This is a genomic window from Kitasatospora acidiphila, from assembly GCF_006636205.1.
Lineage (GTDB): Bacteria > Actinomycetota > Actinomycetes > Streptomycetales > Streptomycetaceae > Kitasatospora > Kitasatospora acidiphila.
The window spans coordinates 8,023,709-8,047,474 of the sequence record NZ_VIGB01000003.1; the positions used below are offsets into that span (position 1 = coordinate 8,023,709).

Here is a 23,766-nt window from a genome sequence, read left to right on the forward strand (position 1 = left end):
ATCACTTATGAAGGCTCAATCAGTGGTCGTGCAGCCGAGTTTCGATCAAGCACGAGGAGTTCGCGTGTCTCATGACCCGCTTCCCGCCCCCGTCGAGTTCCACGTCACGGACCAGAACAGCGATGCCCTGCGGCAGGCTCGGGCCAAGGTTGCGCTCGTCGTAGCGCAGTGGAGGCTGCCCCTGTCGCAGCAGGCCCTCTCTGACCTCAAGCTCTGCACCAGCGAGGTGATTGCCAACGCCTTGGAGCACGCCAGTGGGGAGTGCTGGGTCAGGGTCTTCTGGACAGGGGAACACGTGGAAGTCCAGGTCCGAGACTGCTCCGCCCGTCTCCCCAATCCGTGCGATGTCGATGAGGACGCAGAATCGGGGCGCGGACTGTCCCTTGTAGCGGCGCTCGCGCGTTCCTGGGGGTGGGAGCCAAGGGGACGCGGCAAGGTCGTCTTCTTCAGCATCGGACCGGACGAAACGCCGGATCGCCGGCTTGGAGTGCTCCTTGGTCTGGCTGCCCTGCCGACGGAGACGTCTTCGGTGGTGATGCCGGGAGCTCAGGTCCCGACCGGCCTGAAGGGCGTACTGGCGTGAGCAAGATGAAGGAACCAGCGGGCTGCCGGACCTGCGACGGACTGCGCGAGCTCGCCCTGACAGACGGTCAGGAGAGTCCTTCGTTGGCCACGCTGATCGAGCGCTGTTGGGTGCTCCACACCCCTCGCTGCCCGAGCCGCCGACGTAAGGCCCGGCGGTAGCCGGACCCACACGAAGCCTGCGCCGGGCTGGGAGGAGTCGTTCGGCCGGCGCGGAGGCTTTCACCAACGGACCGCATCGGAAGGAGCCCAAGATGCAGATCAGCCAGCTGGATCCGCGTTATGAGGATCGAATCGCGCGCGTGCCCAGCAACCTGGTGGTGCAGCCGACGGGGTTCTGCAATCTCGCCTGCACGTACTGCTATCTTCCGGACAAGGATGACAGGACGCCGATGTCGTTGTCGGTCGCGCGGGCCGTAGCGAGGTCCGCTGAAGACCTGGTCCAGCCCGACCAACGCAAGCCGCTTGGAGTCATCTGGCATGCCGGTGAGCCCTTGGCTTTGGGGGTGGGGCGCTTTACCGAGCTATTGCAACCCTTCGAGGAACTACGCCGTGCCGGTGCCCTGGAGCACGCCGTCCAGACGAACGCCACCCTTGTCGATGCCGCCTGGTGCGACCTGTTCACCGAGTACGGGTTCAGGGTCGGCGTCAGCATCGACGGCCCGTCTGAGCTGGCGGCTCATCGGGTTGATCGCGCAGGTCACTCGGCACATCGACTGATCATGAAGGGGATCAAGAGTCTTCAGGACCACGGCGTTCCGTTCTCGGTGCTTGCCGTCGTCGGCCAGGAGACCATCGGTCACGCTGAAGCGCTCCTCGACTTTCTGGCATCTCTGCATGGGGTCAACATTGGTATCAACATCGAGGAGTACGAGGGCGCCAACACCGAGCGGACCCCGCCGACCAGGGATCAAGCAGTGGCCTTCTGGCGAAGCGCGATCAGCTGGACCAAGCACAACCCCGGTGCGCCGCCCATCCGCGAACTGGATCGGCTCGGCAGGTACCTCCGCATGTCCCGGCGGCAGCATGCCGACCGTAGAGGGCGGAGCCGAATCGACCCGCTTCCGACCGTTGCCGCGAACGGCGACGTCGTGCTGCTCTCCCCAGAGCTGTCCGGCATTACGGCGCCGATCTACGACGACTTCCGGGCGGGGAACGTGCTGAGCAAGTCCATTGCGTCCATGTTGGCGGAGGCTTCGCAGCTTCGCTACGTGCGCGAGTTCCTGACCGGCCTGGACAGGTGCGAGTCCACCTGCGAGTTCTTCGACTACTGCCGAGGCTCCCAGGCCGGGAATCGCTACTTCGAACAGGGCACCTTCGCCGAGTCCGAGACGAACTACTGCCGGGTGACCGACCAGGCACCCGTCATCGCTCTGGCTGGCATCACCCGAGAGGAGCAAATCCCGTGACCCTTCTGGAAGAACTCAGCTCCAGTCAGGCCCCCGCCGTGGCGGAGCTGATTGCGGCTGCTGACCTGATCGACGATCGTCCCACCAGCGAGTGGGACAACCAGCCGACCTGGGACAACAGCGGTGGCGGCCCCTGGAACAACCAGCCCAGCTGGGATAACTGGCCGAGCGCTCCGTGGGACAACTGGAACAACAACCCCTCGTGGTCGGACTGGCCCAACCGGTAGCCCCCGGACCGACTGCGAGAATCGGCTCGCCTGGCTGACCGGCTCCCTCGGGGGCCGGTCAGCCCACCGCAACCCTGGAGCACATCACGATGGCGACTCGCACCTTCGGCCGTACCAACGTCTCCCTCCCGGAGATCGATGACGACATGTACCTCGGAACAGCCTCGAATCTGAACCGGCCCGGTCACGCAGTCTCAGAGTTCCGATACGTGGACCAGGAGCTTCGAGACCTCGAAATCATCGAGACCGACCTTCGCAACGGCCGGGTCCGAAGGCTCAACGCTGACCGGGTCAGCTTCGAGGGTGTCCGCTTGAGCTCGGTCGAGTTCGCGGATTGCGACATGCGGACGTGGCAATGGGTTGGCAGCAAGGTCTCACGGGTCGTATTCCGGGATTGCAAGCTTATGGGGCTGTCGGTCTCGGATGTTGGCTTCGACCATGTGCTGTTCGAGAAGTGCCGACTGGACTTGGCGTCGTTCAGGCAGCTCAGGAGCACAGGCCCTCTGGTGTTCAGTCAATGCACACTCACTGAGGCGACCTTCGAGGCCTGCGACCTCACCGATACGGTCTTCGCCGACTGCCGCCTCCACAGCGTTGAGTTCCACCGGGGCAAGTACCAAGGATGCGATCTGAGTACCAGCGACCTCTCGACCGTTCGAGGCGTGGGCAACCTCCGAGGCGTGGTTGTCGAGCGTATGCAGGAGTCGCAACTGGCCACGGCTCTTCTCAAAGAACTCGAACTCACCTTCACCGAGGACCTGCCCGCGCCGCGATAGGCGGCCCACAAGACGGAAGCGTGATGATTTACTTCGGGAGCACTGCAGGCCTTCGTGGCCGTTGCGAGGTTGCAGACGTTGAGATCGCCAGTCGGCGCCCGTCTCACGAGGAACGAGCGATCGTGCCGCAGCGCAACTGGGCACCGATCGGCGACGACGAACCGGCGCTCCTTCGGCTGAGCCACAGCGTCAGGGCCGCTGAGACGGTGGAGATCGTGACCCTGCCTGAGAGTTTCCTACACGACGTACAAGGCGCCCGCGGGACGGGTGATATCGCCCGCCTTCCGTTCGCCGGTGACAGTTCGATCGAGTTCCGTGGCTTTGCCCTGAGCGGTGCCAACACTCTGACGACGACCCTCAATCCGGCCAGCGGCCGACACATCGGGATCCACCTCGACAACTGGGACCGCCTCCCGTACCGGAACCGTCTCCAGTCGCGACGGCGGCTTTGTATCAACGCCGGCCCTGGGGCCCGCTATCTGCTGCTCGGCAGTGTTGACGCACTGGCGATCTGCCGTGCGCTGCACCCCGACTACCAAGAGCACCATCCACACACCGAGGACATTCGCGCCTACGTCTCAGCTGGCCACTGCTTGAAGTGCTTGCGGATCTTTCTGAAGCCTGGCGAGGGCTACATCGCACCTACCGAGCTGCTGCCGCATGACGGTTCGACAGCGGGTACGACCGAGCCGTCAACGGCCGCTTTCTGGCTGGGGCATTGGGATGCTGGCGACTTCCGATCACTGCTGTGACCAACCAGATCCACTCCTCAGGAGACATGACGGATCCCGGGCGGCAGCGCCCGGGATCCGCACGAAACTGACTTTCAATCACTCCTGAAATTTGATCAGTTGACGGTCCAGTGCTGCAACGCCGAACCGCTGTCCGCCTGTTGCGTCACCAGCGAGCCGTCGCCGGTAGACGCGGTGGTGAGCAGCAGGCCGCTCTTGGCCGAGGCGATGGTGTAGTTGCCATCCGGCTGGCGGGTGAGGTTCCAGTGCTGGTTGCTGTTGCCGGTGCAGGTCCACTGGATCACCTTGGCGCCGGCTGCTGTGGAGCCGCCGCTGACGTCGGCGCAGAGGCCCGACTGGGCGTTGGTCAACTGGTAGCTGCCGTCCGCCTGTTGGGTGAACTGCCAGGTCTGGTTGGGGCCGCCGTTCGGGGTCCAGGTGATCAGCTGGGTGCCGGCGGTGGTGCTGTGGTTGGGGTCGTCCAGCGCCTTGCCGCCGGTGGTCAGGGTGTGGGTGCCGTTGAGGTTGCCGCCGCCGGAGACGGTGCCGACCGGCGTCATGGTGAGGGTCTGCTCGGCGGTGGTGCGCCCGGCGCCGATCGGGGAGCCGGTGGTGTCGGTCCAGTAGCGGGCCGGGGTGGTCTCGGCCAGGGTGCCGGTGGCGTTGAGGCCGAGCACCAGGCCGCTGTACCGGTTGACCAGGCGGTAGTCGGCCCCGGTCGGCACGATGAACCACTGCTGCCCGACGCCGCTGCCGCTGCCGACGGTCGGTGCGGCACCCCAGGCGCGCCCGGCGTTTCCGCCGGCGTCCACGCCGAGGTGCGCGCCGGTGGCGGCGTTGGTGATCAGGTAGGAGCCGTCACCGACCGAGGTGAACGACCAAGCCTCCAGGGCGGATCCGGCGGGTGCGGCCAGCGACGTGGTCGCCGAACCGCCGTTGGCCTGGGCCAGGACCCGGCCGTCGCCGCTGCTGATCCGGTAGGTCTTGGCGGGGTCGAACGGCGCGGTGGCCGGCGTGCTGGAGTCGATGGTGGTGTTCACGTACTCGCCGGACGAGCCGTTGGAGCAGCCGTAGGCGCAGTACGTACGGAAGTTCTTGCCGACGATGGTGGAGTTGGTGAGGTTGGCGCCGTCCAGGAGCCAGCGGTACCAGGAGGCGGTGTGGTAGCTGCCGGTGTCGCCGAGCAGAGTCCACTTCTGGGTGGAGAGGTCGGCGGTGGCGTAGATCTGCTGCGGGGCGTTGCCGCTCTGGTCGACGGCCTGCGGGGTGCCGAGGTACAGGCCCAGGTAGGCGTCGTAGCTGACGTTCATGACGAACAGCGGCGTGGTCGCGGCGAGCGTGCCCGCCGCGACCTGCTGGCTGATCGTGCCGGTGTTCGCGGGGTTGTACTCCTTGGCGGGCGGCAGGTACCCGGTCGGGTTGGCGGCATCGGCGGGCACCATGTCGCTTTCCAGGCCGCCCGCGCCCGGCTGCGACCAGGCGCCGTCGTACCACTTCTGCCAACTGCCAGGGGCCATCTTGGCGGAGATCGGGGCCCGGGCCACGTGCTCCTGGAAGGCGCCCCAGCCGCCGTTCTTGTCGATGATCCGGGAGCCGTAGAAGACGTAGAAGTAGCCGGAGGCGGTGTCGACCAACAGGCGCTGGTCGCCGTCGCCGTAGTAGTACGTCTGGGCCGGGAACGCCGTGGTGTCGCCGCGCGTGGTGCTGTACGGCGAGGTGATCGCATGGTCCTTGATGGCCCAGGTGTGCCCCTGGTCGGTGGAGACCGCGTAGTCGATCGCGTCGTAGTGGAGGCCGTCGCCGAACGGCTGCGGGGTGAACTCGTTGTGCACCAGGCCGTACCAGTCACCGGTGTCCGGGTCGACCCAGACGCCCGACAGGTCGCAGTAGTTGGGCTGTGCGTACCCCGAGCCCGCTGGTGCCGCCGTGGCCGTCAGGCCGGTGGGGGAGTTGTTGCAGCGCCAAGTGGTGTCGTTGTTGCGGTCGTTGGGGTTGCTCGGGTTGACCGCGTTGTCGAGCGCACTGTCGGCGGTCGCGGAATCGAAGTCGCTGCCGCTGTAGAAGGTCCACTGCCGGGAGTCGGTCGCGCCGTAGAGGGAGTGGGACTCCTGGAAGTGGAAGGAGCCGTCCTTGTCGGTGTAGACACTGGCCGGGGTGTCGTCGGGGTAGGCGTAGCCGCCGCTGGAGCCGATGGTCACGGTGTACGAGCCGGCGCGTGGGGGCGCCGTCCGCGCGGCGGCGGGGGTCGCGGCGGCGCCGGCGGCCGTGGCGGCCAGTGCCAGGGCGGCCACGGCGCCGCCGAACCGCTGTCGAGGAGTTGACACAGGTACTCCTTTCGAGGTGGGGGTGGCCCGAACGGTACGGCTCTCTTGACCGGTAAAACAAGAGGAAGGTTGCAAAAATCTGCCGAGCTGGGGCGCGATATGCCTCGTGGGGGTGACGCGAGCCAGGGATCTACCGGTGTCGGAATTCAAAGCCGCCTTGACGTGATGTCAGAGTGCGACTATTTTGCGAACGAGAAGTATTGACCGGTCAAATTCGAGGGAACAGCCATGGTGACGATGCAGGACGTGGCCGAGCGGGCCGGGGTCACGAAGCAGACCGTCTCCAATGTGCTCTCCGGGCGGGTCGCGGTCCGGCCGGCCACCGCCGCCCGCGTGCGGGCCGCGATCGACGAGCTCGGCTACACGCCCAACCTGGTCGCCCGCTCACTGGCCACCGGCAGCACCAAGACCATCGGGCTGTTCGTGCCGACCGTCGTCGGCTCCTTCTACGCGGAGCTGATCGAGGAGGTCGAGGACGTCCTGGAGGAGCACGGCTACCACCTGCTGCTCTGCACCACCCGGCTGGACGGCGAGCGGGCCCGGCGCCACCTCGCCGGCCTGACCAGCCGCTCGGTGGACGCCCTGCTGATCGCCGGCGACAACGACCTCATCGACCACCTGCCGCTGCTCGCCGACGCCCGCTTCCCGGTGGTGCTGTGCGCCTGGGAGACCGAGACCCCGGACCGGTTCCCCGTGGTCACCATCGACTACGAGCGGGCCGGGTACCTGGCCGGGCGCCACATTCGCGAGCTCGGCCACCGCAAGGTCGCGGTGCTGGCCAGCCCCAGCCACGCCGTGCGGATCGAGGGCTTCCGGCGGGCATTCACGGCGGACGGGCTGACCGTGCCGGAATCCGCCGTGCACTACGCGCCCGAGCCGACCCCCGCCGGCGGCTTCGAGGCCGCCGCCGCCGCGCTGGCCGCCAGCCCCGAGGTGACCGCGCTCTTCGCCACCCACGACGTGCTCGCCCTCGGCGCACTGGAGGCCGCCCGGGAGGCAGGGCGTTCCGTGCCGCAGGACCTCTCGGTGGTGGGGCACGACGACACCCTGGAGGTCCAGGTCGCCAGGCCGGCGCTCACCACGGTGTCGATACCCAAGCGGGAGATGGCCCGGCAGGCCATCGAGCAGCTGCTGCGCGCGATCACCAGGTCGGGCACCCAGACCAACTCGCTGCAGCTGCTCCGCCCCGAGTTGGTGGTCCGGGAGAGCACCGGGCCGGCCGCGGGCTGACGAGTCCTGTGACGGCAGGGGCCCGCTGACCGCAGGGCGGGCATGGCGCGAAGGCCCCGGTGACGGCGAGGCGCGGGTTACGTGAAGGCCGTTGCGACGCACGGCGGCGCGTGCCCCGAAGGGCTCCGCCGCGGCCCGGGCGTCCCTGAAACGAATTCGGCGGGAACCTCGAGGATTCTTCAGGGAGATACCGGTTCGGAGCTCCAGACTTCGATCACCATTTATGGCCGCATTCGGATGTGAGAACTCTCACTGTGACACGCGGCCGCCGACCGGGTGAATTTCGTCGAACCGGAGCCAGGCACCCGTGAGCATCGTCACCGAGCATTCGAACAGCCGTCGCCCACTCCTCTGACCTGCTACTTTCGCCTGTGTCACGGAAGATCCATGAGAATTTGCTTTGATTTCGGCAGGGTGCCATCGGCGGGTCGAAGCGGTTTGGCAAGGTGAATAGCGAAGCTGTCTGCCCGGGATGACCCCTACCCTCATCTCCCGTGCCGTGCAACGGCGCAGTCGGCGCCGTCGTCGACAGTCCGCGAGTTTGAGGAGTTGCCCGCATGGCTCCGAGCCACAATCCGGTGTCCACCCTGCCCGAACACCGGCCCGCTCGTGAGATCGCCGCCTGGCCCGTCGCCCACCCGGCACTGCCCCGCACCCTGATCGACATCCTGCTTGCGACTGCCGCCGCCTGCCCGCAGGCGCCCGCCCTGGACGCCGGCGGCGTGCTCCTGGACTACCAGGGGCTGGTCCACCACGTCGCGGCCTACGCCGAAGAGCTCGGTCGGCACGGCATCGGCGCCGGCGACCGGGTCGGCATCCGCGTCCCCTCCGGCACCGCCGACCTCTACGTCGCGATACTCGCCGTGCTCTGGGCCGGCGCCACCTACGTACCGGTGGACGCCGACGACCCCGACGAGCGCGCCGAGATGATCTGGCAGGACGCCCAGGTCTGCGCCGTGATCGGCGCCGAGCGCCGACTGGCCATGAGCTCCGTCGTCGGACCCGGCTGCCGAGCCGGCGGCCCCGGCCCCGGCGGCGACGCCTGGATCATCTTCACCTCCGGCACCACCGGGCGCCCCAAGGGCGTCGCCGTCACCCACCGCTCCGCCGCCGCCTTCGTGGACGCCGAGGCCCGGCTCTTCCTCCAGCGGCAACCGCTCGGCCCCGGCGACCGGGTGCTGGCCGGGCTGTCCGTGGCCTTCGACGCCTCCTGCGAGGAGATGTGGCTCGCCTGGCGGCACGGCGCCTGCCTGGTCCCGGCGCCCCGCTCCCTGGTCAAGGCCGGCACCGACCTAGGCCCGTGGCTGGTCGAGCGCCGAATCAGCGCCGTCTCCACCGTGCCCACCCTGCTCGCGCTCTGGCCCCAGGAGTGCCTGGACCAGGTGCGCCTGATCATCGTCGGCGGCGAGTCCTGCCCGCCCGAGCTGGTGGACCGACTCGCCGCCCCGCACCGCGAGTTCTGGAACACCTACGGCCCGACCGAGACCACCGTGGTCGCCACCGCCCACCGCATGCTGCCCGGCGAGCCGGTCAGGATCGGCCTCCCGCTGGACGGCTGGCAGATCGCCGTGGTCGACGAGGCCGGCTACCCGGTCGCGTGGGGCGAGACCGGCGAACTGCTGATCAGCGGCGTCGGCACCGCCCGCTACCTCGACCCGGCCAAGGACGCCGAGAAGTTCGTCGCCCACCCCGCCCTGCCCGGCGCCCGGGTCTACCGCAGCGGCGACCTGGTCCAGGCCGACCCGCGCGGCCTGCTGTTCGTCGGCCGGGCCGACGAACAGGTCAAGCTCGGCGGCCGCCGGATCGAACTCGGCGAGGTGGACGCCGCCCTCCAAGCCCTGCCCGGCGTCCGGGCCGCCGCCGCAGCCGTGCGCACCAACCCGGCCGGCACCCAGCTGCTGGTCGGCTACCTGGTCCCGCAGCCCGGCGCCATCCTCGACCTGGCCGCCGCCCGCACCCAGCTGACCGGGCGGCTGCCCGCCGCCCTCGTCCCGCTGCTCGCCACCGTCGACCAGCTGCCCACCCGCACCTCCGGCAAGGTCGACCGCAACGCCCTGCCCTGGCCGCTGCCCGGCCTGGCGGACCGGACCGGGTCGGCCGAGCGGCTCACCGGCACCGCCGGCTGGCTCGCCGAGCAGTGGGAGGCCGGCCTCGGCCTGCCCGTCTCCTCCGACAGCGACTTCTTCGCGCTCGGCGGCTCCAGCCTGGTCGCCGCCCGGCTGGTCTCCGTGCTGCGCACCCGCTACCCGTCGGTCGGCGTCGCCGACCTGTACGCCCACCCGGTGCTGGCCGACCTCGCCGCCGCGCTCGACGAGAAGCACGGCGGCGCCGACCGGACACCGGGCGGCGCGCCGGCCGCACCCCGTGAACAGCGCCGGGTGCGCCGCACCCCGCGCCGCGCCGCGATCGCCCAGAGCCTGGTGCTCGCCGTGCTCTACACCCTGGCCAGCGTGCGCTGGGTGCTGGTCATCGCCGCCATCAACAACCTGATGGGCGGCCACCTCGCCTGGGCGCCGCACACCCCCTGGTGGCTGATCATCGGCGGCCTGCTGCTGCTCGGCAGCACACCGGGACGCGTGCTGCTCGCCGGCACCGCCGCCCGGGCGCTCACCGCCCGGCTGCGCCCCGGCAGTTACCCGCGCGGCGGCCTGGCCCACCTGCGGCTCTGGGCCGCCGAACGGACCGCCGCCAGCTTCAACACCGGCGAACTGGCCGGCACCCCCTGGGCCCGCCACTACGCCAAGCTGCTCGGCTGCCGGGTCGGCAAGGGCGCCCATCTGCACGCCGTCCCACCGGTCACCGGACTGGCCGTCTTCGGTGCCGGCTGCTCGGTCGAACCCGGCGTCGACCTGGCCGGCTGGTGGCTGGACGGCGACCTGCTGCACCTCGGGTCCGTCGAGATCGGCGCCGACGCCCGGGTCGGCACCCGCGCCACCCTGATGCCGGGCGCCCGGGTCGGTACCGCCGCCGACGTCGCCCCCGGCAGCTGCGTACTCGGCACCGTGCCGCCGGGCAGCCACTACCACGGCTCACCCGCCCGCCCGAACAGCGAACCGCAGGCCGGCTGGCCCGCTCCGCGCCGCGGCCACGCCGCCTCACGCGCCTGGAACCTCGCCTACGGCCTCGGCATGCTCCTCTTCGGCCTGCTCCCGGTGATCTCCGCGGTGCCCGCCCTGTGCGTGCTCTACCCGATGCTCGACGCCGACCACACGCTGCAGGCCGCGCTGCTCCAACTGCTGCCACCACCGCGCTGCTGACCGCGCTCACGATGTCCTGCTACGCGCTGCTGCTGGTGCTGCTGGTCCGCTTGTTCAGCCGGGCGATCCAGCCCGGCTTCCACCCCGAGCACGGCAAGGTCGCCTGGTGCGTCTGGGCGGTCTCGCGGCTGATGGACACCGCCCGCCGCTCGCTCTTCCCGTTCTACGCAAGCCTGTTCACGCCGGTCTGGCTGCGGCTGCTCGGCGCCAGGATCGGCCGCCGGGTGGAGGCCTCGACGGTGCTCGCACTGCCCGGCCTGATGCGAGTCGACGACGGCGCGTTCCTCGCCGACGACACCCTCGTCGCCCCCTTCGAGGTGCGCGGCGGCTGGCTGCGGATCGGGCCCTCGGCGGTCGGTCAGCGCGCCTTCGTCGGCAACTCCGGCATCGTCGGCCCCGGCACCGAACTGCCCGACCGCGCCCTGGTCGGCGTGCTCTCCGACGCCCCCGTGAACGCCACACCCGGCTCCTCCTGGCTCGGCCGGCCCGGCATCGAACTGCCCCGGGTCGCCGACGCCGGCGACGAGGCCCGCACCTACGCGCCGCCGCGCCGACTGCTGCTGGCCCGCGCCACCGTCGAACTCTGCCGACTGCTGCCGGTGATCCTCACCGTGCTGCTCGGCGACCTGGTCTTCGGTGCGCTCGAAGCGATCATCGACCAGGACGGCCTGGCCGCCGCCCTCGCCGTCGGCGGCGTGGTGCTGGCCGGCGCCACCCTGGCAGCCTGCCTGGTCACCACGCTCGCCAAGTGGCTGCTGGTCGGCAAGTTCCGCTCCGGTGAGCACCCGCTGTGGTCCGCCTTCGTCTGGCGCAACGAGCTCTACGACACCTTCGTGGAGGAACTCGCGATGCCCTGGGGCGGGCAGACCCTGCTCGGCACCCCCTACATGAACATGTGGCTGCGCAGCCTGGGCGCCAAGATCGGCCGCGGCGCCTGGTGCGAGACCCACTGGCTGCCCGAGTCCGACCTGGTCAGCGTCGGCAGCGGCGCCAGCGTCAACCGGGGCACCGTGCTGCAGACGCACCTGTTCCACGACCGGGTGATGCGGCTCGGGCCGGTCGTCCTCGACGAGGGCGCCACGCTCGGCCCCAACTCGATCGTGCTGCCCGGCACCACGGTCGGCGCCGGCGCCTCGATCGGCGGTGCCTCACTGGCGATGCGCGGTGAGGAGATCCCGGACAGCACCCGCTGGATCGGCAACCCGATCGCGGCCTGGCCCGCCGAGCACGCGGCCACGGTGCCGGCGGCCGCGCGAGGACGGCACCGGCACCGGGCGCGGGCCCGGGCGCGGGGCTGACGCGGGACCTCCGCAGGGCAGGCCAGAGGGCGGGCCCGGTCTCAGGCCAGGCCGCCCGTGGCCCGCAGGTTCTGGCCGGTCATCCAGCGGCCGTCCGGGCCGACCAGGAACGCCACCACGTCCGCCACATCGGCCGGCTCACCGAGCCGGCCGAGCGGCGTCATGGCGGGGAGCGCCTTCAGGATGTCCGCCGTCACCGTGCCGAGCAGCAACTCGGTGTCGGTGGCACCCGGTGACACCGTGTTGACGGTGATCCCGCGCGCCCCGAGCTCCTGGGCCGCGACGCCCGTCAGCTGCTCCAGCGCCCCCTTGCTGGCCACGTACGCCGCGGTTCCGCGCCCGGCCCGCGCCGTCGCGGCGGAGGAGATGTTGACGATCCGGCCGCCGTCCCGCATGGTGCGCGCCGCATGGCGGACCGTCAGGAACACCGATCGGGCGTTCACCGCGAAGATCCGGTCGAAGTCGGCCAGTTCGATCTCGGCGACCGGCGTCGGGCTGAATTGCGCCGCGGCATTGTTCACCAGGATGTCCAGGCCGCCCAACTCCTCGTCGGCCAGCGCCATCAGCCGCTCCGCCTGCGCCGGATCGCTCAGGTCCGCCCGCACCGCCAGGGCCGACCCGCCGGCGTCGGCCACTGTGCGCAGCACCTCGTCCGCCGCGGCCTCGTTGCTCCCGTACCCGAACACCACCCGGGCCCCGTCGCGGCAGAGACGCTCCACGATCGCCCGACCGATGCCGCGCGAACCGCCGGTCACCACAGCGGTCTTCCCGTTGAGCACGATGTCCTCCGTACGCTGCCGAGGGATGGGGTCGAAGTCGACCATAGACACCGGAGGGTGGATGCGGAAAGCAGTCCTGCTGGTCGATCTGGACGACACCCTGATACCGGACGTCCCGGCCGCCCGCCAAGCCATCGCCGGCACCCTGCGCAGCCTCGGCCTCGCGCATGACGCGGGCGCGGTGGACGGCGTGATCTGCGACCCACCCATCTGCCCGGTCAGCGAGCCCGGCGTGCACCACGGCAGGGGGATCGGCGAAGTGGTGCGGTGGTGCGGTGGTGCGGTGGTGCGAGTGTCGGCTATTCGAGTTGGCGTGAACACAATCATCACCGCAATTCGTCATGCACACTCAAACTCGCAATCGGCTTCCATCGGCCGCCGCCACGGATGGCTTTCCGGAAACTGCTCCGCACTCGGTTGACCTGGGCCGCTGCACCAACGTGCACCGGTGGGTTGCACATCCGGTCGTCGGGTTTGCCCGAGCGTACCTGGCAGCCTCTGTAGCAGCTGTGTAGGTTTCAGAGAAATCACGGCGCCGGATATCCCGAAGTCGTGACCGATTGAAATGAACAGAGGAGATTCCACCATGTCGCACCTGCCGCTGGACGAGCTTCCGTACCACGTCAGCGCCCCCACGCCGGACCTCGACGGCCAGCCCGAGGGGATCGCTCCGATCTACCTGGTCAAGGCCGGGATCGTCGCCGTGGCCATCATCACGGCCATGTGATGACCGCTTTGCTTCATCGTATTTGATTCGCTGTTCGCCTGGCTCAGGGGGTCACTCCCCTGATATTTTCCGGCCCCCTGAACCAGGTTATCAACGACCCGCCGAGGAACCTTGCCGAGGATGAATCAGATGCCAGATGTTCTACCGGAAGTCGCGAGGCTCGCGGCACCGAAGGTCGCCCTTGATCCGCGAGCACCCCGTGCTCTGCACGAGCTGGCGTCGGAGGTCTTCCCGATTCTCCGGGAGTCCGGCCCGGAAGGAATGTGGGACTGCCGTCCGGCCTTCCTCCGGTTTCTGGCGTCCGACTTCTTCGTCGAATTCGCCAACTACGAACTGACGAAGGTCGCCGAGGACAGGTTCTACCAGTTCACCGACGGGGCCACCGCCGCTGCCATGAACATCGTGCGAGGCGAGAGCTGGCACCTGTCGCTCCGGTTCGCCGGCAAGCAGTCCGCAGACCGCGCAAAGGTGCTCTGGAGCAGCACTGAGCACATGCTCCTCGGCGTCGGGGCGGTGCCGGGGACCGGCCCGCTGAGCTATGGGCTGCTGCAGCAGCCGGCGCCGGAGCCGCACGATGTCTTCGACCCGGAACGCCGTCTGGTCCACCTGGGCGAGCGGGTACTCGAGCCCGGTGAGGCGGCCGAATTCCACGCGGGCCGTGATCTCATCGACATCAAGCCCGCCGAGTCCCCTCGGTCCTGCTCGTCCTGTCCTCGCGCACCGTCGTCCCGTACCGCTGGGAGTACGACCACGACACGCTCTCTCCCGTGCGGATGATGGCGGCCGAGGAGGCGCCCGGACGCCTGAACTCCGTCATCCGCTTCCTCGCGGCAGCGGGGGACCCGTCCTCCCTGCCGAGCCTGCGGACCCTGGCCGACCACAGCGACCACACCGTCCGGTGGAACGCCACCCGCGCCGCGTTGGTCCTCGACCGGCGCACCGGACTTGAGTTGCTCGAGCGCGCGACCGAGGATCCCCATCCGCATGTGAAGCAGACGGCTCGACGGTCTCTGCACGCCCTCCTCGGCGATGTCCAGTCCAGGACGGCCGACCGCCCCAGCCCGACGCACGACCCGGAGTGAGTGAAGAGCATGGCGTACACGCTGGAAACCGATGAGAACCACCGTCTTGACCTCAGGGACTACATCGACCACGTCAAGAGCGCCGTCGACGTCCGCAGCGAGGACTCGATCGTGGACTCCGCCGACGCGCTCCGAGCCCTGAGCAACAACGCGACGGTCCTGGTCGACCTGGTGAACGAAGGCCTGCGCGATGTCGCGGAGTTCCAGAGCGGAAACCCGTACGGCGCGCAGTCACTGACCCTCGCGCGCGGCGACCGATGGCTGATCCGCGCGAACATCTGGATGCCGCAGGCGCGCAACGCGCAGGCACGGGAGAACGAGGACGTCCTGCACTCGTATGAGCTCCCGCACGACCACGACTTCTCCTTCCTGACGGTCGGCCACATGGGCTCCGGCTACGAGACGTCCATCTGGGAGTACGAGCCGGAGCAGGTCAAGGGCTACCCGGGCGAGCCGGTGGACATGAGATTCCTCGAACACACGTCACTCGGTCCGGGAAAGGTGATGTTCTACCGCGCCTCGCGCGACATCCATGTGCAGCACTATCCGAGCGAGATCTCGGTCTCGCTGAACCTCATGGTCGTCAACCCGGAGACCCGGCAGCCGAACCAGTTCCTCTTCGACATGGAGAAGGGAACCATCAGGTCGTACCTGAACGGCAGTGAGGAGTACGGTCCGCTCCTCGTCTGCGCCCTCGCGGGTCATGTCGGCGACGACCGTACCGTGGACTTGCTGGGCAAGGTCGCCGAACGTGATGCCCGACCGCAGTTGCGCTTCCGGGCCGTGGAGGCCCTTGCCCAGCTGAGCGACGGCGATCCTCGGAGCGTCTTCGAGAAGGCCCTCGCCGATCCGCACCCCTATGTGCACAGTCGTGTCGTGGAGCGCCTCGCGGCACCGTGACCCGGCGGGGTCAAGCTAAGTATGTTCGGACGGTACTCGATCGCCGTCAGTGTGTTGTCGGCAAAGGCCCGCGCCCCGGCTGGCTCCACCCCGGCTGGCCTCCGCGCCCCGGATGTGCAGGTAAACCGCCGCCGTTGCCGTCAGCATCGCGATGGCCAGCAGCAGGAGTTGGTAGCCCACGACGGCTATCAGCGCGGCGCCGAGGGCGATGGCGAGGGTCTGGGGCACGGTGAGTGCCAGGGTCAGGGCAGCGTCGGTGCGGCCCATCAGGGTTGGCGGGGTGCGGCGTTGGAAGAGCGTCGTGAGGCCGACCATGAGCCAGGGCAGGCCCGCGCCGATCAGGGCGGCACCGGTCAGGGCGGCCGGGGTGGCGGGGGCGATCTGCAGCAGGAAGCCGCCGCTGGTCGCCGCCAAGCCCACTGCGGCGAGGCGCTGTTCGCCCAGGCGGCGGAGGGCTGCGGTGGCGGTGCAGCCGGCGGCGATGGCACCGGCGCCCTGGGCGGTGGTCAGTACTCCCAGAAAGCCGTTGGGGCGGTGCAGGCCCTGGCTGACCACGGCGAAGACGGTGGGTTCCGACAGGCCGAAGGCGCAGACGGCCAGCACGGTCGCGACGGTGAGGTGCCGCAGCTCCGGGGTGTGCCGGAGGTGCCGCAGTCCGTCGCCGGCCTCGTCAAGTAGCCGCCTACCGGACGGTGTTGGGGCCTTCTCGGTCACCCGGAGGGCGGCCAGGGTCAGCACGGCCACCACGAAGGTGACCGCGTCGCCGATGACCATCGGGGCCGGCCCGAAAGCCGTCAGGAGACCGGCGCCCAGCAGCGGGGTGATCAGCCGCATGCCCCACTGCGCGGTCTGCAGCGCGCTGTTGGCCGCGCCCAACTGCTCGGTGGGCACCAGGGTTTGCAGCAGTGCGGTCTGAGTCGGGGTGAGAACGGCAGCGGAAACGCCGTAGCCGACCAGCACCGCGTAGATCAGCCAGACCTGGCCCTGGCCACGCACCAGGAGCAGCAGCAGGACCAGCGCGGCGGTGGCGGCGTTGACGGCGATCAGCAGCGGGCGGCGGCGCATCCGATCGGCGAGCAGTCCGCCGAGTGGGCTGGCCAACGAGCCGACGGCGAGCATGAAGAAGGACAGGCCCGCGGCGGCGGCACTTCCGGTGAGCGTCTTGATCCAGATGCCGAGTGCCAGCCACAGCGCGGAGTCGCCGAGTGAGGAGAGCAGTTGTCCGGCCAGGTAGAGGCGAGCATCGCGATCGGCCGGCAGGCGGCGCATCCGGCCGATCACTGCGCCGACTTCACCGCATCGAGCGGGAAGGTGAACAGCACCAGCTCGACGGGCAGACTGCCGGACGGACGCCGGGCCGGGTCGGCCAAGCGGTCGCGGTAGCGGTCCAGCACGGCCAGCAGATCGGCGTTCAACTCCCTGGCCTCATCCGGCGTCACATAGGCCAGATGCTCCATGGCCTCCGTCACCCGCTGCCAGTCCCCGTCGAACTGGGCGCGACGGCTGTTCACCGTGCTGATGCGCTGGAGCCAGGTGTCCCAGAGCAGTTGCGACAGCGCACCGGCTGCTGCCGAACCTTCCGAGTCGGGCTGCACCTCGTCCAACGAGAAGCCGATGTGGCTCCGCCGCCACGGCCGCCGTCGCCCCGCCGCCGCTCCGGCCTCCTCGACGAAGCCGTACTTGGCCAGCGTGCGCAGGTGGAACGCGCAGTTGGTCGGCGATTCCCCGATCAGCTCCGCGGCCTCCGTGGCCGTGAGTGGCTCGCGTTGGGCCAGCGCCTCCAGCAGGGCCAGCCGGGTGGGGTGAGCGACGGCCCGCATGGCCTTGGGGTCGGTCAGTCGACGTATCGGGCGTGCGGCGTCGGCCTGTTGAGGCTGCGACGGCTTCTCGAAAGACATGTTTCGAAACGGTACGCTCGAAAGGGTAAAGAGGACAAGGGACCTGTCGATCGGTCAGGGAAGGTCCATGCCCACTGCTGAGGGCTATGATCGGGCCGCGCAAGATCACGTACTGGGGGGTGCGATGTTCGGGTCCGTGGAAGGAAGAGCTCGGAAGGGCTGGCTGAGTCGGCTGAAGTGGTGGGCCGACGGCGGACGTCGGGCGCCGCAGGTCGCTGCGGTCCGGCCGGGGGACACGGTGATGCTCAGCCAGTACCTCAACGGCGATTCGCCCTGGTTGGAGACCGGCAAGCCGGTCGATCTGGGGCATTTGGTGGCGGCCGCGGCGGCGATGTGCAGGCCGGCGCGAGAGATCGCCGACAGGTTGACGGCCCTGGGTTATGAGGTGCCGGAACCGCCGCCACAGGACGTCCAGGGCGGCGACGAGCTGATGGTGAGCCTCTCCCTGGACGGCTGGCCGCGCTGGCTGCCGAGTGCCGAGCTGGTCCCGGCCGACCACGTGTTGCGTGCGGCGGCAGCCACCGGCCGTACCCCGGGTGAGGTGATGGCCCGGTTCGCCGCGCTCGGCTACCGGATCACGGACGCCGTGCCCGACAGTGCCGCCGGCCCGGCCGACAACGCGCTGCTCAGCGAGTACCTCGATGGCGAGTGGCCGTGGCTGGAGACCGACGAGCCGGTCGAGTTCGGGCATCTGGTGGCCGCTGCAGCCAAGACGGATCGCTCGGCCGGTGAGGTCGCGGCGCGCCTGGCGGCCCTGGGGTTCCGCCTGCCCGAGGTGGCGCTGCCGGATGTTCTCCCCGGCGATGAACTGCTGGTCAGCCGTAGCCTGGAGGGTTGGCCGCACTGGTTGGCGCTGACAGATCCGGTGCCGGCCGACCACGTCCTGCGCGCGGCGGCGATCACCGGCCGCACCGCGAGCGAGGTCGTCGGGCGGCTGGTGGCGTTGGGCTACCAACTCCCTGACGCCCCAACCGACTCCGCCGTCGAAGCCGACGACATCGTGCTGCTCAGCCAGTTCCTCGACAGCGAGTCGCCCTGGCTGGAGACCGATGAGTCGGTCCCCGCCGACCACATCAGAAAAGCCGCCAAAGCCACCGGCCGGCGCCGCGGCGAGGTGGCTGCCCGCCTGGCGGTGCTGGGCTACCGCAGTAGCCAGGTGAGGTGCGGGTGACGGGCGTGGAGCCGGTGCAGCCGGGCCTCGACGAGATCGAAGCCCGGTTCGCCGCCGTGGTGGAGGGGCGGGTGAGTCGGGACGAGGTGGACCGCTGGGCGAGCCGGTGGGTGGTGGACGACGCGCTGGAGTGGGGAGAGCTGGAGTGGTGGGCGCTCAACCTGCTCGTCGGCGTCGACCTGCCCGCCGGACCGCCGCCGGCGGGGTTCCTGCACGGCGACGAGCAACTGCGTGGCTGGCTGGACGAACTCCGGCGCAGCCGGATGAGCTGAGAAACCCCCTGGTCAGATGGGGTGGCCAGGCGCTACCTTGTGCCGCGTGATCAACGAGACCGGCGTGTTGCCGCCGACCGTGTACCCGTCCGACAAGCGGCGGGTCGTCCTGATGCTGCTCGGCGCGCTGGCCTTCGTCGCGCTGGGCGTGGGGCTGTTGATCTGGCACGGCTCGGTGAAGGCGGTGATCGGCGGTGTGCTGGCGGTTCCGTTCTTCGGGGCCTGCGCGGTGCTGTACGGGATCCGACTGGTGAAGGGCCGACCGGAGCTGATCATCGACCAGGCCGGAGTGGAGCACGCTCAACTCGGGCGGATCGCCTGGCAGGAGATCGCCGGGCTGCGGATCCGGGAGATGACCGTGCGAAGCGCCAAGCAGCGCTTCATCGAGCTGCTGCTGCACGACCCCGCCGGCTACCTGGCGCGCGCACCGCGGCTGGTGAAGATGACCGCTTCCGGCAACCGTGGTCTGGGCTTCGGCCCGGCGAACATCTCCGCCAACACGCTGCCGGTCGGCTCGGAGGAGGTGATCGCAGCGATGCTGCGCCACCAGCCGCAGCTGGCCGTCTACCGCTGACGCCGCTCAACAAGGCAGGGAACACATGCCCCCGATCGACCCCGTCGTCCCACCCGGCCGCCTCGCGACGCCGCCGCACCCAGAGCTCAGCCTCCCCACCGGCCATCTCCTGCGCCCCTGGCGCGAGGGCGGAGACGGTGATGCCCTGGCCCTGCTGACGGCCGCGCAGGACCCGGCGATCCAGCAGTGGAACCTGTTCAGCGTGGACTCAGTGGCGGACGCCCGTCGCCGGATCCAGCGCATGCATGAGCGCCGCCAGGCCGAGCAAGCCGCCATCTGGGCGATCGCAGAGCCGGGCGCCGACAGCCCCGCCGTCGGCCTGATCGGCTGGCGCGAGCTGGAGCTGGCGGGCGGCAGCGCCGAGATCGTCTACTGGCTGCTGCCCGAGGCCCGCGGCCGTGGTGTCGCGCTGGCGGCGGTTCGGCGGCTCAGCCAGTGGGCGCTGGACGAGCTCGGCCTGCACCGGCTGGAGCTCTGCCACTCGACGGCGAACCCGGCCTCCTGCCGGGTGGCGGCCAAGGCCGGCTACGCCCTCGAAGGCACCATGCGCAGCGCCCTGCTGCACGCGGACGGCTGGCACGACCAGCACCTGCACGCCCGCATCAAGGGCGACGCCTGACCGCCGCAGACCCCGCAGACCCCGCAGGGTGCAGCAGGTGCCAGCAGGGCCGCTACCCTTCGCCGACCGCCGCCTCCCACGCGGCAAGGGTCATGCTGAACTCCATGAGCGGCATGCCGTACCAGCGCTCGGTGACACCGCTGTCGGCCATACCGAGGCGGCGGCAGACGGCCGCCGAGCGCTGGTTGTCGGGCCGGACCACGGCGCGGATCTCCGCGAGGCCGTCGGCGAAGCCCTTGGCGAGGGCGCCACGGGCGGCCTCCGTCGCGAAGCCGTGACCCCAGGAGTCGGGGTGCAGATGCCAGCCGACCTCCACCACATCGGTCGGTCCGTCGGCGTCCGTCATCGGCAGCAGCAGCACCGTCCCGGCGACCGCACCGGTGTCCAGCCGCTCCAGCGCCCACGCCCCGAACCGGGGATCCTCGGCGCCGCGCAGTCGGCAGCGCTCGATGAACACGGCTGCCTCGTCGGGCTTTTCGTAGGCGCGCGGGGTGCTGCCGAGCCACTGGGCCACCTCCCAGCGGGAGTAGAGGTCGAACGCCCGGTCCTGGTCGGCGGGGCTCCACTGACGCACCGTCAGACGATCGGTGGTGTAGACGGTTTCGGGTTGCGGCATGCGGGAGCTCCTGGAGAAGAGGTTGTCGAGTAGGAGTGCCGCTCAGGCCAGCAGGAATCCCGCCGCCTGCTCGGCGGACATGTCGTCCGGAATCGCGGCGAGCCGGTCCGAGATGCCGCGCTTGCCGGTGAACCGGCCGAGGTCCTTGACGCAGGCCTTCGCCTCGGCGTCCGAGCCGAAGTCCCAGACCAGCAGCCGGTGCACCATGGCGACCGCCTCGACCGGGCCGAGCCCGGCGCTGTCGGGGGTACCGGTGAGGTGGCGGAACGTCGGCACCAGGCGGGCCAGCGCGCAGCGGGCCTCGCCGAGCAGCGGATGGCCGGCCGGCAGGCTCTGCTGGATCCACGGGACCAGCGACTGCAGTTGCTGGACGGCGGGGAACACCTCGCCGGCCCGCGCCAGATTGGCGGCCATCCGAACCTGCACCGTCAACACCCGGGCGTCCTGGGCGCCGTGCGCCATGGCGAGGGCCGGAACCAGCTCCTGGAAGCGCTGGACGGCAGTGCGCGGGTCGCCGTTGTTGCCGATCGCGGTTGCTAGTTCGAGATGGGTCACCAGGGTGTCGGAGTCGGTCGGGCCGAGGTGCTGGGTCATCTCGGTGACCACCTGGGCGAGCAGGTGGACGGCCGCGCCCGGGTTGCCGGCCGCGTCGTGCTGGCAGGCGCGCTCCCGCCAGGTGACCAGCGCGTCACGGTCGAACCGGCCGAGCACCGCCGTCATCTCACGGGCCACCAGCTCCAGCAGATAGCCGGTCGCCTCGTCCGAGGGGGCGTCGGCGGCGGCCGCCCGCAGCCGCAGCAGCAGCGCACGCACGCCGCCGTCCTCCGTGGCGTCGGCGTCGGCATCGGCTCCCGCAGGGGCGGCGTCCTCGTCCGTGACGGGAACGGCGTCGGCCGGTATCAGCCGGGCGGCCGCGGCGTGGGCTGGGCCGAACGCGCCGGACGGTTCTACGGGGACGGACACGGGTGACCTCATCGGGTGCTGGGTGGATCGGCAGGGGCACGCGGGACGTGCGGGAACATTCTGTCGTGCGCCGGGCGGGCGCGGCCACCCGTCCGGCGATCACGCCCCAGCGGCTCAGCGGCCCAGCGGCCTGGCGGCCCCAGCGGCCTGGCGGCCCGTCAGGCGCTCGGATCCCGCAGCCCCACGCAGTCGAAGGCCCAGAACGGCTCCGAGTACACCAAGGTCCCGGTCATCCACGGCTGGTAGGCGGTGAGCTTGGCCACCTGGAATGCGGCGTCGGGGATCCGCAGCGAGGGCGAGCGGAAGCCGAGCGGACTCGCCGGCTCGAAGCCCCGGGAGCCGTAGTAGCGGGGCGAGCCCTCCAGGAACACCAGCGGCGCGCCGGTCTGGTCGGCGGCCGCGAGCGCGTGCCGGATGAGCCGGGTGCCGATCCCGCGGCCCTGCGCCTCGGGCAGCACGGACAGCGGGCTGAAGGACAGCACGTCCACCAGCCGGCGTGGGGCGTCCAGGCGGACCGCGCTCAGCATGACGTGGCCGACGATCCGCTCGTCGGCCACGGCCACGAAGGAGAGCGGCGCGAGTGCGGCCGGTGCCGTGCGCAGGGCCGCGACCAGCCCGGGGACCCGCTCGGGACCGTCGAAGGCGCGGGCCAGCAGCTCCTGCACGGCGGGCTGGTCGGCGGCGGTCTCCGGGCGGATCGTGAGCGGGCCGAGCGGTGACGGGTCAGCTGAGGTCATGCAGGCGAGGGTAGGCGGGGGCCGGTCGTACGGCGAGGCGTTTTTCGCCGATCGCGCTCACCGCCCGGCGGCCTCGACTTCCCCCACCCCGATGACCTCACCCCACCGGCCCGGCCGCCTGCGCCAGCAGCGCCGTGAACTTGCCCCGCAGGCTCGCCTCGGCGGCCCGCAGCCGACCCTCGGCCGCCTCCCGCCAGTTCACGTCCTCGACCAGCGCGCTGCGGGCGGCGACCAGCATCCGGTGCACCTCGGCCGGCTGCGGACCGCCGAGGCCGCGGTACCGGGAGATCATCGCGGCCGGGTCCAGCGCATCCCGGAACTGCGGCTCGGTCAGCGGGAGTTCGGCCGCGGCCTCGGAGAAGCCGGCGGCGGTCTCCCGATACAGCCGCCGCACATCCGCGAAGTCCAGCTGGTCGATGGTCAGTTGCCTGCCGCGCCCGTGGGTGACCAGCGCCGAGGCGAACTTGTGGCCGATGTGGAACGGCACATCGGCCTTCTGCTGCAACGCATTGGCCAGCTCGGACGTGGTGGACCAGTCGCCGCGCACCTCGTCGAGGGCGGCCTGCTCGTCGAGGCGCAGCGCGGCGGCGATCGCGTCGACCTCGGCCAGCAGCGCCAGCGCGCGCTCCAGGGTGCGGGCCGCCTCGGCGCGCTTGTAGTCGGTCAGCCCGGAGGCGACGTTGTGCGCCGCCATCGCGGTCGACACACCGTCGCCGACCACCTCGCTGGCCAGCAGGCGGGCCCGGTTGAGCGCCACCGGGTTGCGCTTCTGCGGCATCAGGGTGCTGGGGGCCAGCAGGCCGGTGTCGTCCAACACGATCCACGGGCGGGCGTGGTGGTACTGCGCATGGATGTCCTGCACCAGGGTGCCGATCGACAGGGCCAGCGCCATCGCGACCGAGGCGACCTCGAACCCGACGTCCACGGGCGAGAGTTGGGCCGCGTCGAAGGAGTTGTGCACGGTGTCGTCGAAGCCCAGCAGCTCGGCCAGCCGGGTGCGGTTGACCGGGAAGCTGGAGGTCGCCAGCGCGGCCACGCCCAACGGCGAGGAGTTGACCCTGGGATAGGCTTCGGCCAGCCGGGCGGCGGAGCGGCGCAGCGTGGCCTCGTAGCCGAGCAGCAGATGCCCGAAGGTGACGGGCTGGGCCTGAACTCCGTTGGTGTAGGCGGGAACGATGGCGCGCTGGTACCGATCGGCGCTGGCCAGCAGCCGGCCGCGCAGCTCGCCGAGCGCCCGGTGGACCAGCAGCAGCCGGTCGCGCAGCAGCAGCCGGTGCACGGTGGCGAGCATGTCCTGGCGACTGCGCCCGGAGTGGATCCGGGAGGCGTCCGGACCGACCAACTGACGTACCAGCGGTTCGACTTGGAGGTAGTCGGTGGGCCGGTCCGCGCCGGGTTCGGCGGCGTCGGCGATCACCCGGGCGATCGCCGCGGCGGTGCGGGCGCCGATCTCTGCCGGCACGATGCCCTGTTCGACGGTCATCACCGTCGAGGCCTGGTCCAGGGTGCAGAGCCAGAAGAAGGTGTCGCGGCTGCTGAGCAGGGCTGACGGGTTCGGGTCGGTCATCTGGACTCCTCGACGTGGCGGCGCCGG

General features: G+C 70.4%; 23 protein-coding genes and 1 pseudogene. 16 read left to right on the top strand and 8 right to left on the bottom strand.

Annotated features, from left to right (window positions below; all coding sequences use genetic code 11):
* The first annotated feature begins 64 nt into the window (after positions 1-64).
* The 5 genes from E6W39_RS37865 to E6W39_RS37885 all read left to right on the top strand — a co-directional run bounded on the left by E6W39_RS37865 (position 65) and on the right by E6W39_RS37885 (position 3,746).
* A complete protein-coding gene (locus tag E6W39_RS37865) occupies positions 65-583 on the top strand; it encodes an ATP-binding protein (RefSeq protein WP_181799642.1) in 519 nt (172 codons plus the stop codon).
* A 253-nt stretch (positions 584-836) separates the two neighbouring features.
* Complete coding sequence (gene amcB / locus E6W39_RS37870) at positions 837-1,991, top strand: cyclophane-forming radical SAM peptide maturase AmcB (RefSeq protein WP_141637317.1); 1,155 nt, start codon at positions 837-839, stop codon at positions 1,989-1,991.
* Positions 1,988-2,218: a multiple cyclophane-containing RiPP AmcA gene (amcA, locus tag E6W39_RS37875; protein WP_141637318.1), complete on the top strand. Its 231-nt coding sequence runs from the start codon at positions 1,988-1,990 to the stop codon at positions 2,216-2,218. Before amcB ends, amcA begins: the two co-directional genes overlap by 4 nt.
* A gap of 89 nt (positions 2,219-2,307) precedes the next feature.
* Positions 2,308-2,994, top strand: a complete 687-nt coding sequence (locus tag E6W39_RS37880; RefSeq protein WP_141637319.1) for a pentapeptide repeat-containing protein — start codon at positions 2,308-2,310, stop codon at positions 2,992-2,994.
* Positions 2,995-3,116: 122 nt separating this feature from the next.
* On the top strand, positions 3,117-3,746 hold the full coding sequence (locus E6W39_RS37885; protein ID WP_141637320.1) for a hypothetical protein: 630 nt from the start codon (positions 3,117-3,119) through the stop codon (positions 3,744-3,746).
* A gap of 95 nt (positions 3,747-3,841) precedes the next feature.
* On the opposite strand, the gene E6W39_RS37890 is transcribed toward E6W39_RS37885, so the two are convergent.
* Positions 3,842-6,049 carry an RICIN domain-containing protein gene (locus tag E6W39_RS37890; RefSeq protein ID WP_141637321.1) on the bottom strand — a complete coding sequence of 736 codons (2,208 nt, stop codon included), beginning with the start codon at positions 6,047-6,049 and terminating at the stop codon, positions 3,842-3,844.
* 228 nt (positions 6,050-6,277) lie between these two features.
* On the opposite strand from E6W39_RS37890, the gene E6W39_RS37895 reads away from it, so the two are divergent.
* Together E6W39_RS37895 and E6W39_RS43815 are read left to right on the top strand one after the other, a co-directional pair.
* Positions 6,278-7,279, top strand: a complete 1,002-nt coding sequence (locus tag E6W39_RS37895) for a LacI family DNA-binding transcriptional regulator (protein ID WP_141637322.1) — start codon at positions 6,278-6,280, stop codon at positions 7,277-7,279.
* 557 nt (positions 7,280-7,836) lie between these two features.
* Positions 7,837-11,834 (top strand): annotated as a pseudogene (locus E6W39_RS43815) (Pls/PosA family non-ribosomal peptide synthetase).
* A gap of 41 nt (positions 11,835-11,875) precedes the next feature.
* Here E6W39_RS43815 and E6W39_RS37905 read toward each other — a convergent pair.
* Positions 11,876-12,658, bottom strand: a complete 783-nt coding sequence (locus E6W39_RS37905) for a glucose 1-dehydrogenase (RefSeq protein ID WP_141638199.1) — start codon at positions 12,656-12,658, stop codon at positions 11,876-11,878.
* A 16-nt stretch (positions 12,659-12,674) separates the two neighbouring features.
* Here E6W39_RS37905 and E6W39_RS37910 point away from each other — a divergent pair, with 16 nt between their 5' ends.
* The 5 genes from E6W39_RS37910 (at position 12,675) to E6W39_RS37925 (ending at position 15,322) form a co-directional block, all read left to right on the top strand.
* Positions 12,675-13,034 (top strand): hypothetical protein, encoded by a 360-nt coding sequence (locus E6W39_RS37910; protein ID WP_141637323.1) that lies wholly within the window; start codon positions 12,675-12,677, stop codon positions 13,032-13,034.
* A 165-nt stretch (positions 13,035-13,199) separates the two neighbouring features.
* Complete coding sequence (locus tag E6W39_RS40090; protein WP_180356283.1) at positions 13,200-13,340, top strand: hypothetical protein; 141 nt, start codon at positions 13,200-13,202, stop codon at positions 13,338-13,340.
* Positions 13,341-13,460: 120 nt separating this feature from the next.
* On the top strand, positions 13,461-14,117 hold the full coding sequence (locus E6W39_RS37915; protein ID WP_141637324.1) for a hypothetical protein: 657 nt from the start codon (positions 13,461-13,463) through the stop codon (positions 14,115-14,117).
* Positions 14,114-14,422: a HEAT repeat domain-containing protein gene (locus tag E6W39_RS37920; RefSeq protein ID WP_228718777.1), complete on the top strand. Its 309-nt coding sequence runs from the start codon at positions 14,114-14,116 to the stop codon at positions 14,420-14,422. The genes E6W39_RS37915 and E6W39_RS37920 overlap by 4 nt, the downstream gene beginning before the upstream one ends.
* Before the next feature lie 9 nt (positions 14,423-14,431).
* A complete protein-coding gene (locus E6W39_RS37925) occupies positions 14,432-15,322 on the top strand; it encodes a HEAT repeat domain-containing protein (protein WP_141637326.1) in 891 nt (296 codons plus the stop codon).
* A gap of 15 nt (positions 15,323-15,337) precedes the next feature.
* Here the strand turns inward: E6W39_RS37925 and E6W39_RS37930 are convergent, their stop codons facing one another.
* Positions 15,338-16,591, bottom strand: coding sequence for an MFS transporter (locus tag E6W39_RS37930; RefSeq protein WP_141637327.1), 1,254 nt, complete (start codon positions 16,589-16,591; stop codon positions 15,338-15,340).
* An 8-nt stretch (positions 16,592-16,599) separates the two neighbouring features.
* Complete coding sequence (locus tag E6W39_RS37935) at positions 16,600-17,220, bottom strand: winged helix-turn-helix domain-containing protein (protein WP_141637328.1); 621 nt, start codon at positions 17,218-17,220, stop codon at positions 16,600-16,602.
* A 124-nt stretch (positions 17,221-17,344) separates the two neighbouring features.
* Here E6W39_RS37935 and E6W39_RS37940 point away from each other — a divergent pair, with 124 nt between their 5' ends.
* Genes E6W39_RS37940 through E6W39_RS37955 form a run of 4 tightly spaced genes read left to right on the top strand, consistent with a single transcriptional unit; the run spans position 17,345 to position 19,856 of the window.
* A complete protein-coding gene (locus E6W39_RS37940; protein WP_456152135.1) occupies positions 17,345-18,391 on the top strand; it encodes a wHTH domain-containing protein in 1,047 nt (348 codons plus the stop codon).
* Positions 18,388-18,663, top strand: a complete 276-nt coding sequence (locus tag E6W39_RS37945) for a hypothetical protein (RefSeq protein ID WP_141637330.1) — start codon at positions 18,388-18,390, stop codon at positions 18,661-18,663. The genes E6W39_RS37940 and E6W39_RS37945 overlap by 4 nt, the downstream gene beginning before the upstream one ends.
* A 46-nt stretch (positions 18,664-18,709) precedes the next feature.
* Positions 18,710-19,237, top strand: coding sequence for an STM3941 family protein (locus E6W39_RS37950; protein WP_228718578.1), 528 nt, complete (start codon positions 18,710-18,712; stop codon positions 19,235-19,237).
* 25 nt (positions 19,238-19,262) lie between these two features.
* Positions 19,263-19,856: a GNAT family N-acetyltransferase gene (locus tag E6W39_RS37955; RefSeq protein ID WP_141637331.1), complete on the top strand. Its 594-nt coding sequence runs from the start codon at positions 19,263-19,265 to the stop codon at positions 19,854-19,856.
* A 52-nt stretch (positions 19,857-19,908) separates the two neighbouring features.
* On the opposite strand, the gene E6W39_RS37960 is transcribed toward E6W39_RS37955, so the two are convergent.
* The 4 genes from E6W39_RS37960 to E6W39_RS37975 all read right to left on the bottom strand — a co-directional run bounded on the left by E6W39_RS37960 (position 19,909) and on the right by E6W39_RS37975 (position 23,739).
* A complete protein-coding gene (locus E6W39_RS37960) occupies positions 19,909-20,472 on the bottom strand; it encodes a GNAT family N-acetyltransferase (RefSeq protein WP_141637332.1) in 564 nt (187 codons plus the stop codon).
* Between the two features lie 42 nt (positions 20,473-20,514).
* Positions 20,515-21,435 (bottom strand): hypothetical protein, encoded by a 921-nt coding sequence (locus E6W39_RS37965; RefSeq protein ID WP_141637333.1) that lies wholly within the window; start codon positions 21,433-21,435, stop codon positions 20,515-20,517.
* Between the two features lie 158 nt (positions 21,436-21,593).
* Positions 21,594-22,172: a GNAT family N-acetyltransferase gene (locus tag E6W39_RS37970; protein ID WP_141637334.1), complete on the bottom strand. Its 579-nt coding sequence runs from the start codon at positions 22,170-22,172 to the stop codon at positions 21,594-21,596.
* Between the two features lie 97 nt (positions 22,173-22,269).
* The gene (locus E6W39_RS37975; RefSeq protein ID WP_141637335.1) at positions 22,270-23,739 is read right to left on the bottom strand and encodes a lyase family protein; all 1,470 of its coding nucleotides are present in this window, start codon (positions 23,737-23,739) and stop codon (positions 22,270-22,272) included.
* Positions 23,740-23,766 lie beyond the last annotated feature (27 nt).

Coding starts and splice junctions, on each gene's coding strand:
- E6W39_RS37920 (WP_228718777.1), top strand. CDS start 14,114: ATGATGGCGGCCGAGGAGGCGCCCGGACGCCTGAACTCCGTCATCCGC.
- E6W39_RS37905 (WP_141638199.1), bottom strand. CDS start 12,658: ATGGTCGACTTCGACCCCATCCCTCGGCAGCGTACGGAGGACATCGTG.
- E6W39_RS37940 (WP_456152135.1), top strand. CDS start 17,345: ATGTTCGGGTCCGTGGAAGGAAGAGCTCGGAAGGGCTGGCTGAGTCGG.
- E6W39_RS40090 (WP_180356283.1), top strand. CDS start 13,200: ATGTCGCACCTGCCGCTGGACGAGCTTCCGTACCACGTCAGCGCCCCC.
- amcB (WP_141637317.1), top strand. CDS start 837: ATGCAGATCAGCCAGCTGGATCCGCGTTATGAGGATCGAATCGCGCGC.
- E6W39_RS37895 (WP_141637322.1), top strand. CDS start 6,278: ATGGTGACGATGCAGGACGTGGCCGAGCGGGCCGGGGTCACGAAGCAG.
- E6W39_RS37880 (WP_141637319.1), top strand. CDS start 2,308: ATGGCGACTCGCACCTTCGGCCGTACCAACGTCTCCCTCCCGGAGATC.
- E6W39_RS37925 (WP_141637326.1), top strand. CDS start 14,432: ATGGCGTACACGCTGGAAACCGATGAGAACCACCGTCTTGACCTCAGG.
- E6W39_RS37930 (WP_141637327.1), bottom strand. CDS start 16,591: ATGCGCCGCCTGCCGGCCGATCGCGATGCTCGCCTCTACCTGGCCGGA.
- E6W39_RS37975 (WP_141637335.1), bottom strand. CDS start 23,739: ATGACCGACCCGAACCCGTCAGCCCTGCTCAGCAGCCGCGACACCTTC.
- E6W39_RS37915 (WP_141637324.1), top strand. CDS start 13,461: ATGAATCAGATGCCAGATGTTCTACCGGAAGTCGCGAGGCTCGCGGCA.
- E6W39_RS37970 (WP_141637334.1), bottom strand. CDS start 22,172: ATGACCTCAGCTGACCCGTCACCGCTCGGCCCGCTCACGATCCGCCCG.
- E6W39_RS37935 (WP_141637328.1), bottom strand. CDS start 17,220: ATGTCTTTCGAGAAGCCGTCGCAGCCTCAACAGGCCGACGCCGCACGC.
- E6W39_RS37910 (WP_141637323.1), top strand. CDS start 12,675: ATGCGGAAAGCAGTCCTGCTGGTCGATCTGGACGACACCCTGATACCG.
- E6W39_RS37955 (WP_141637331.1), top strand. CDS start 19,263: ATGCCCCCGATCGACCCCGTCGTCCCACCCGGCCGCCTCGCGACGCCG.
- E6W39_RS37960 (WP_141637332.1), bottom strand. CDS start 20,472: ATGCCGCAACCCGAAACCGTCTACACCACCGATCGTCTGACGGTGCGT.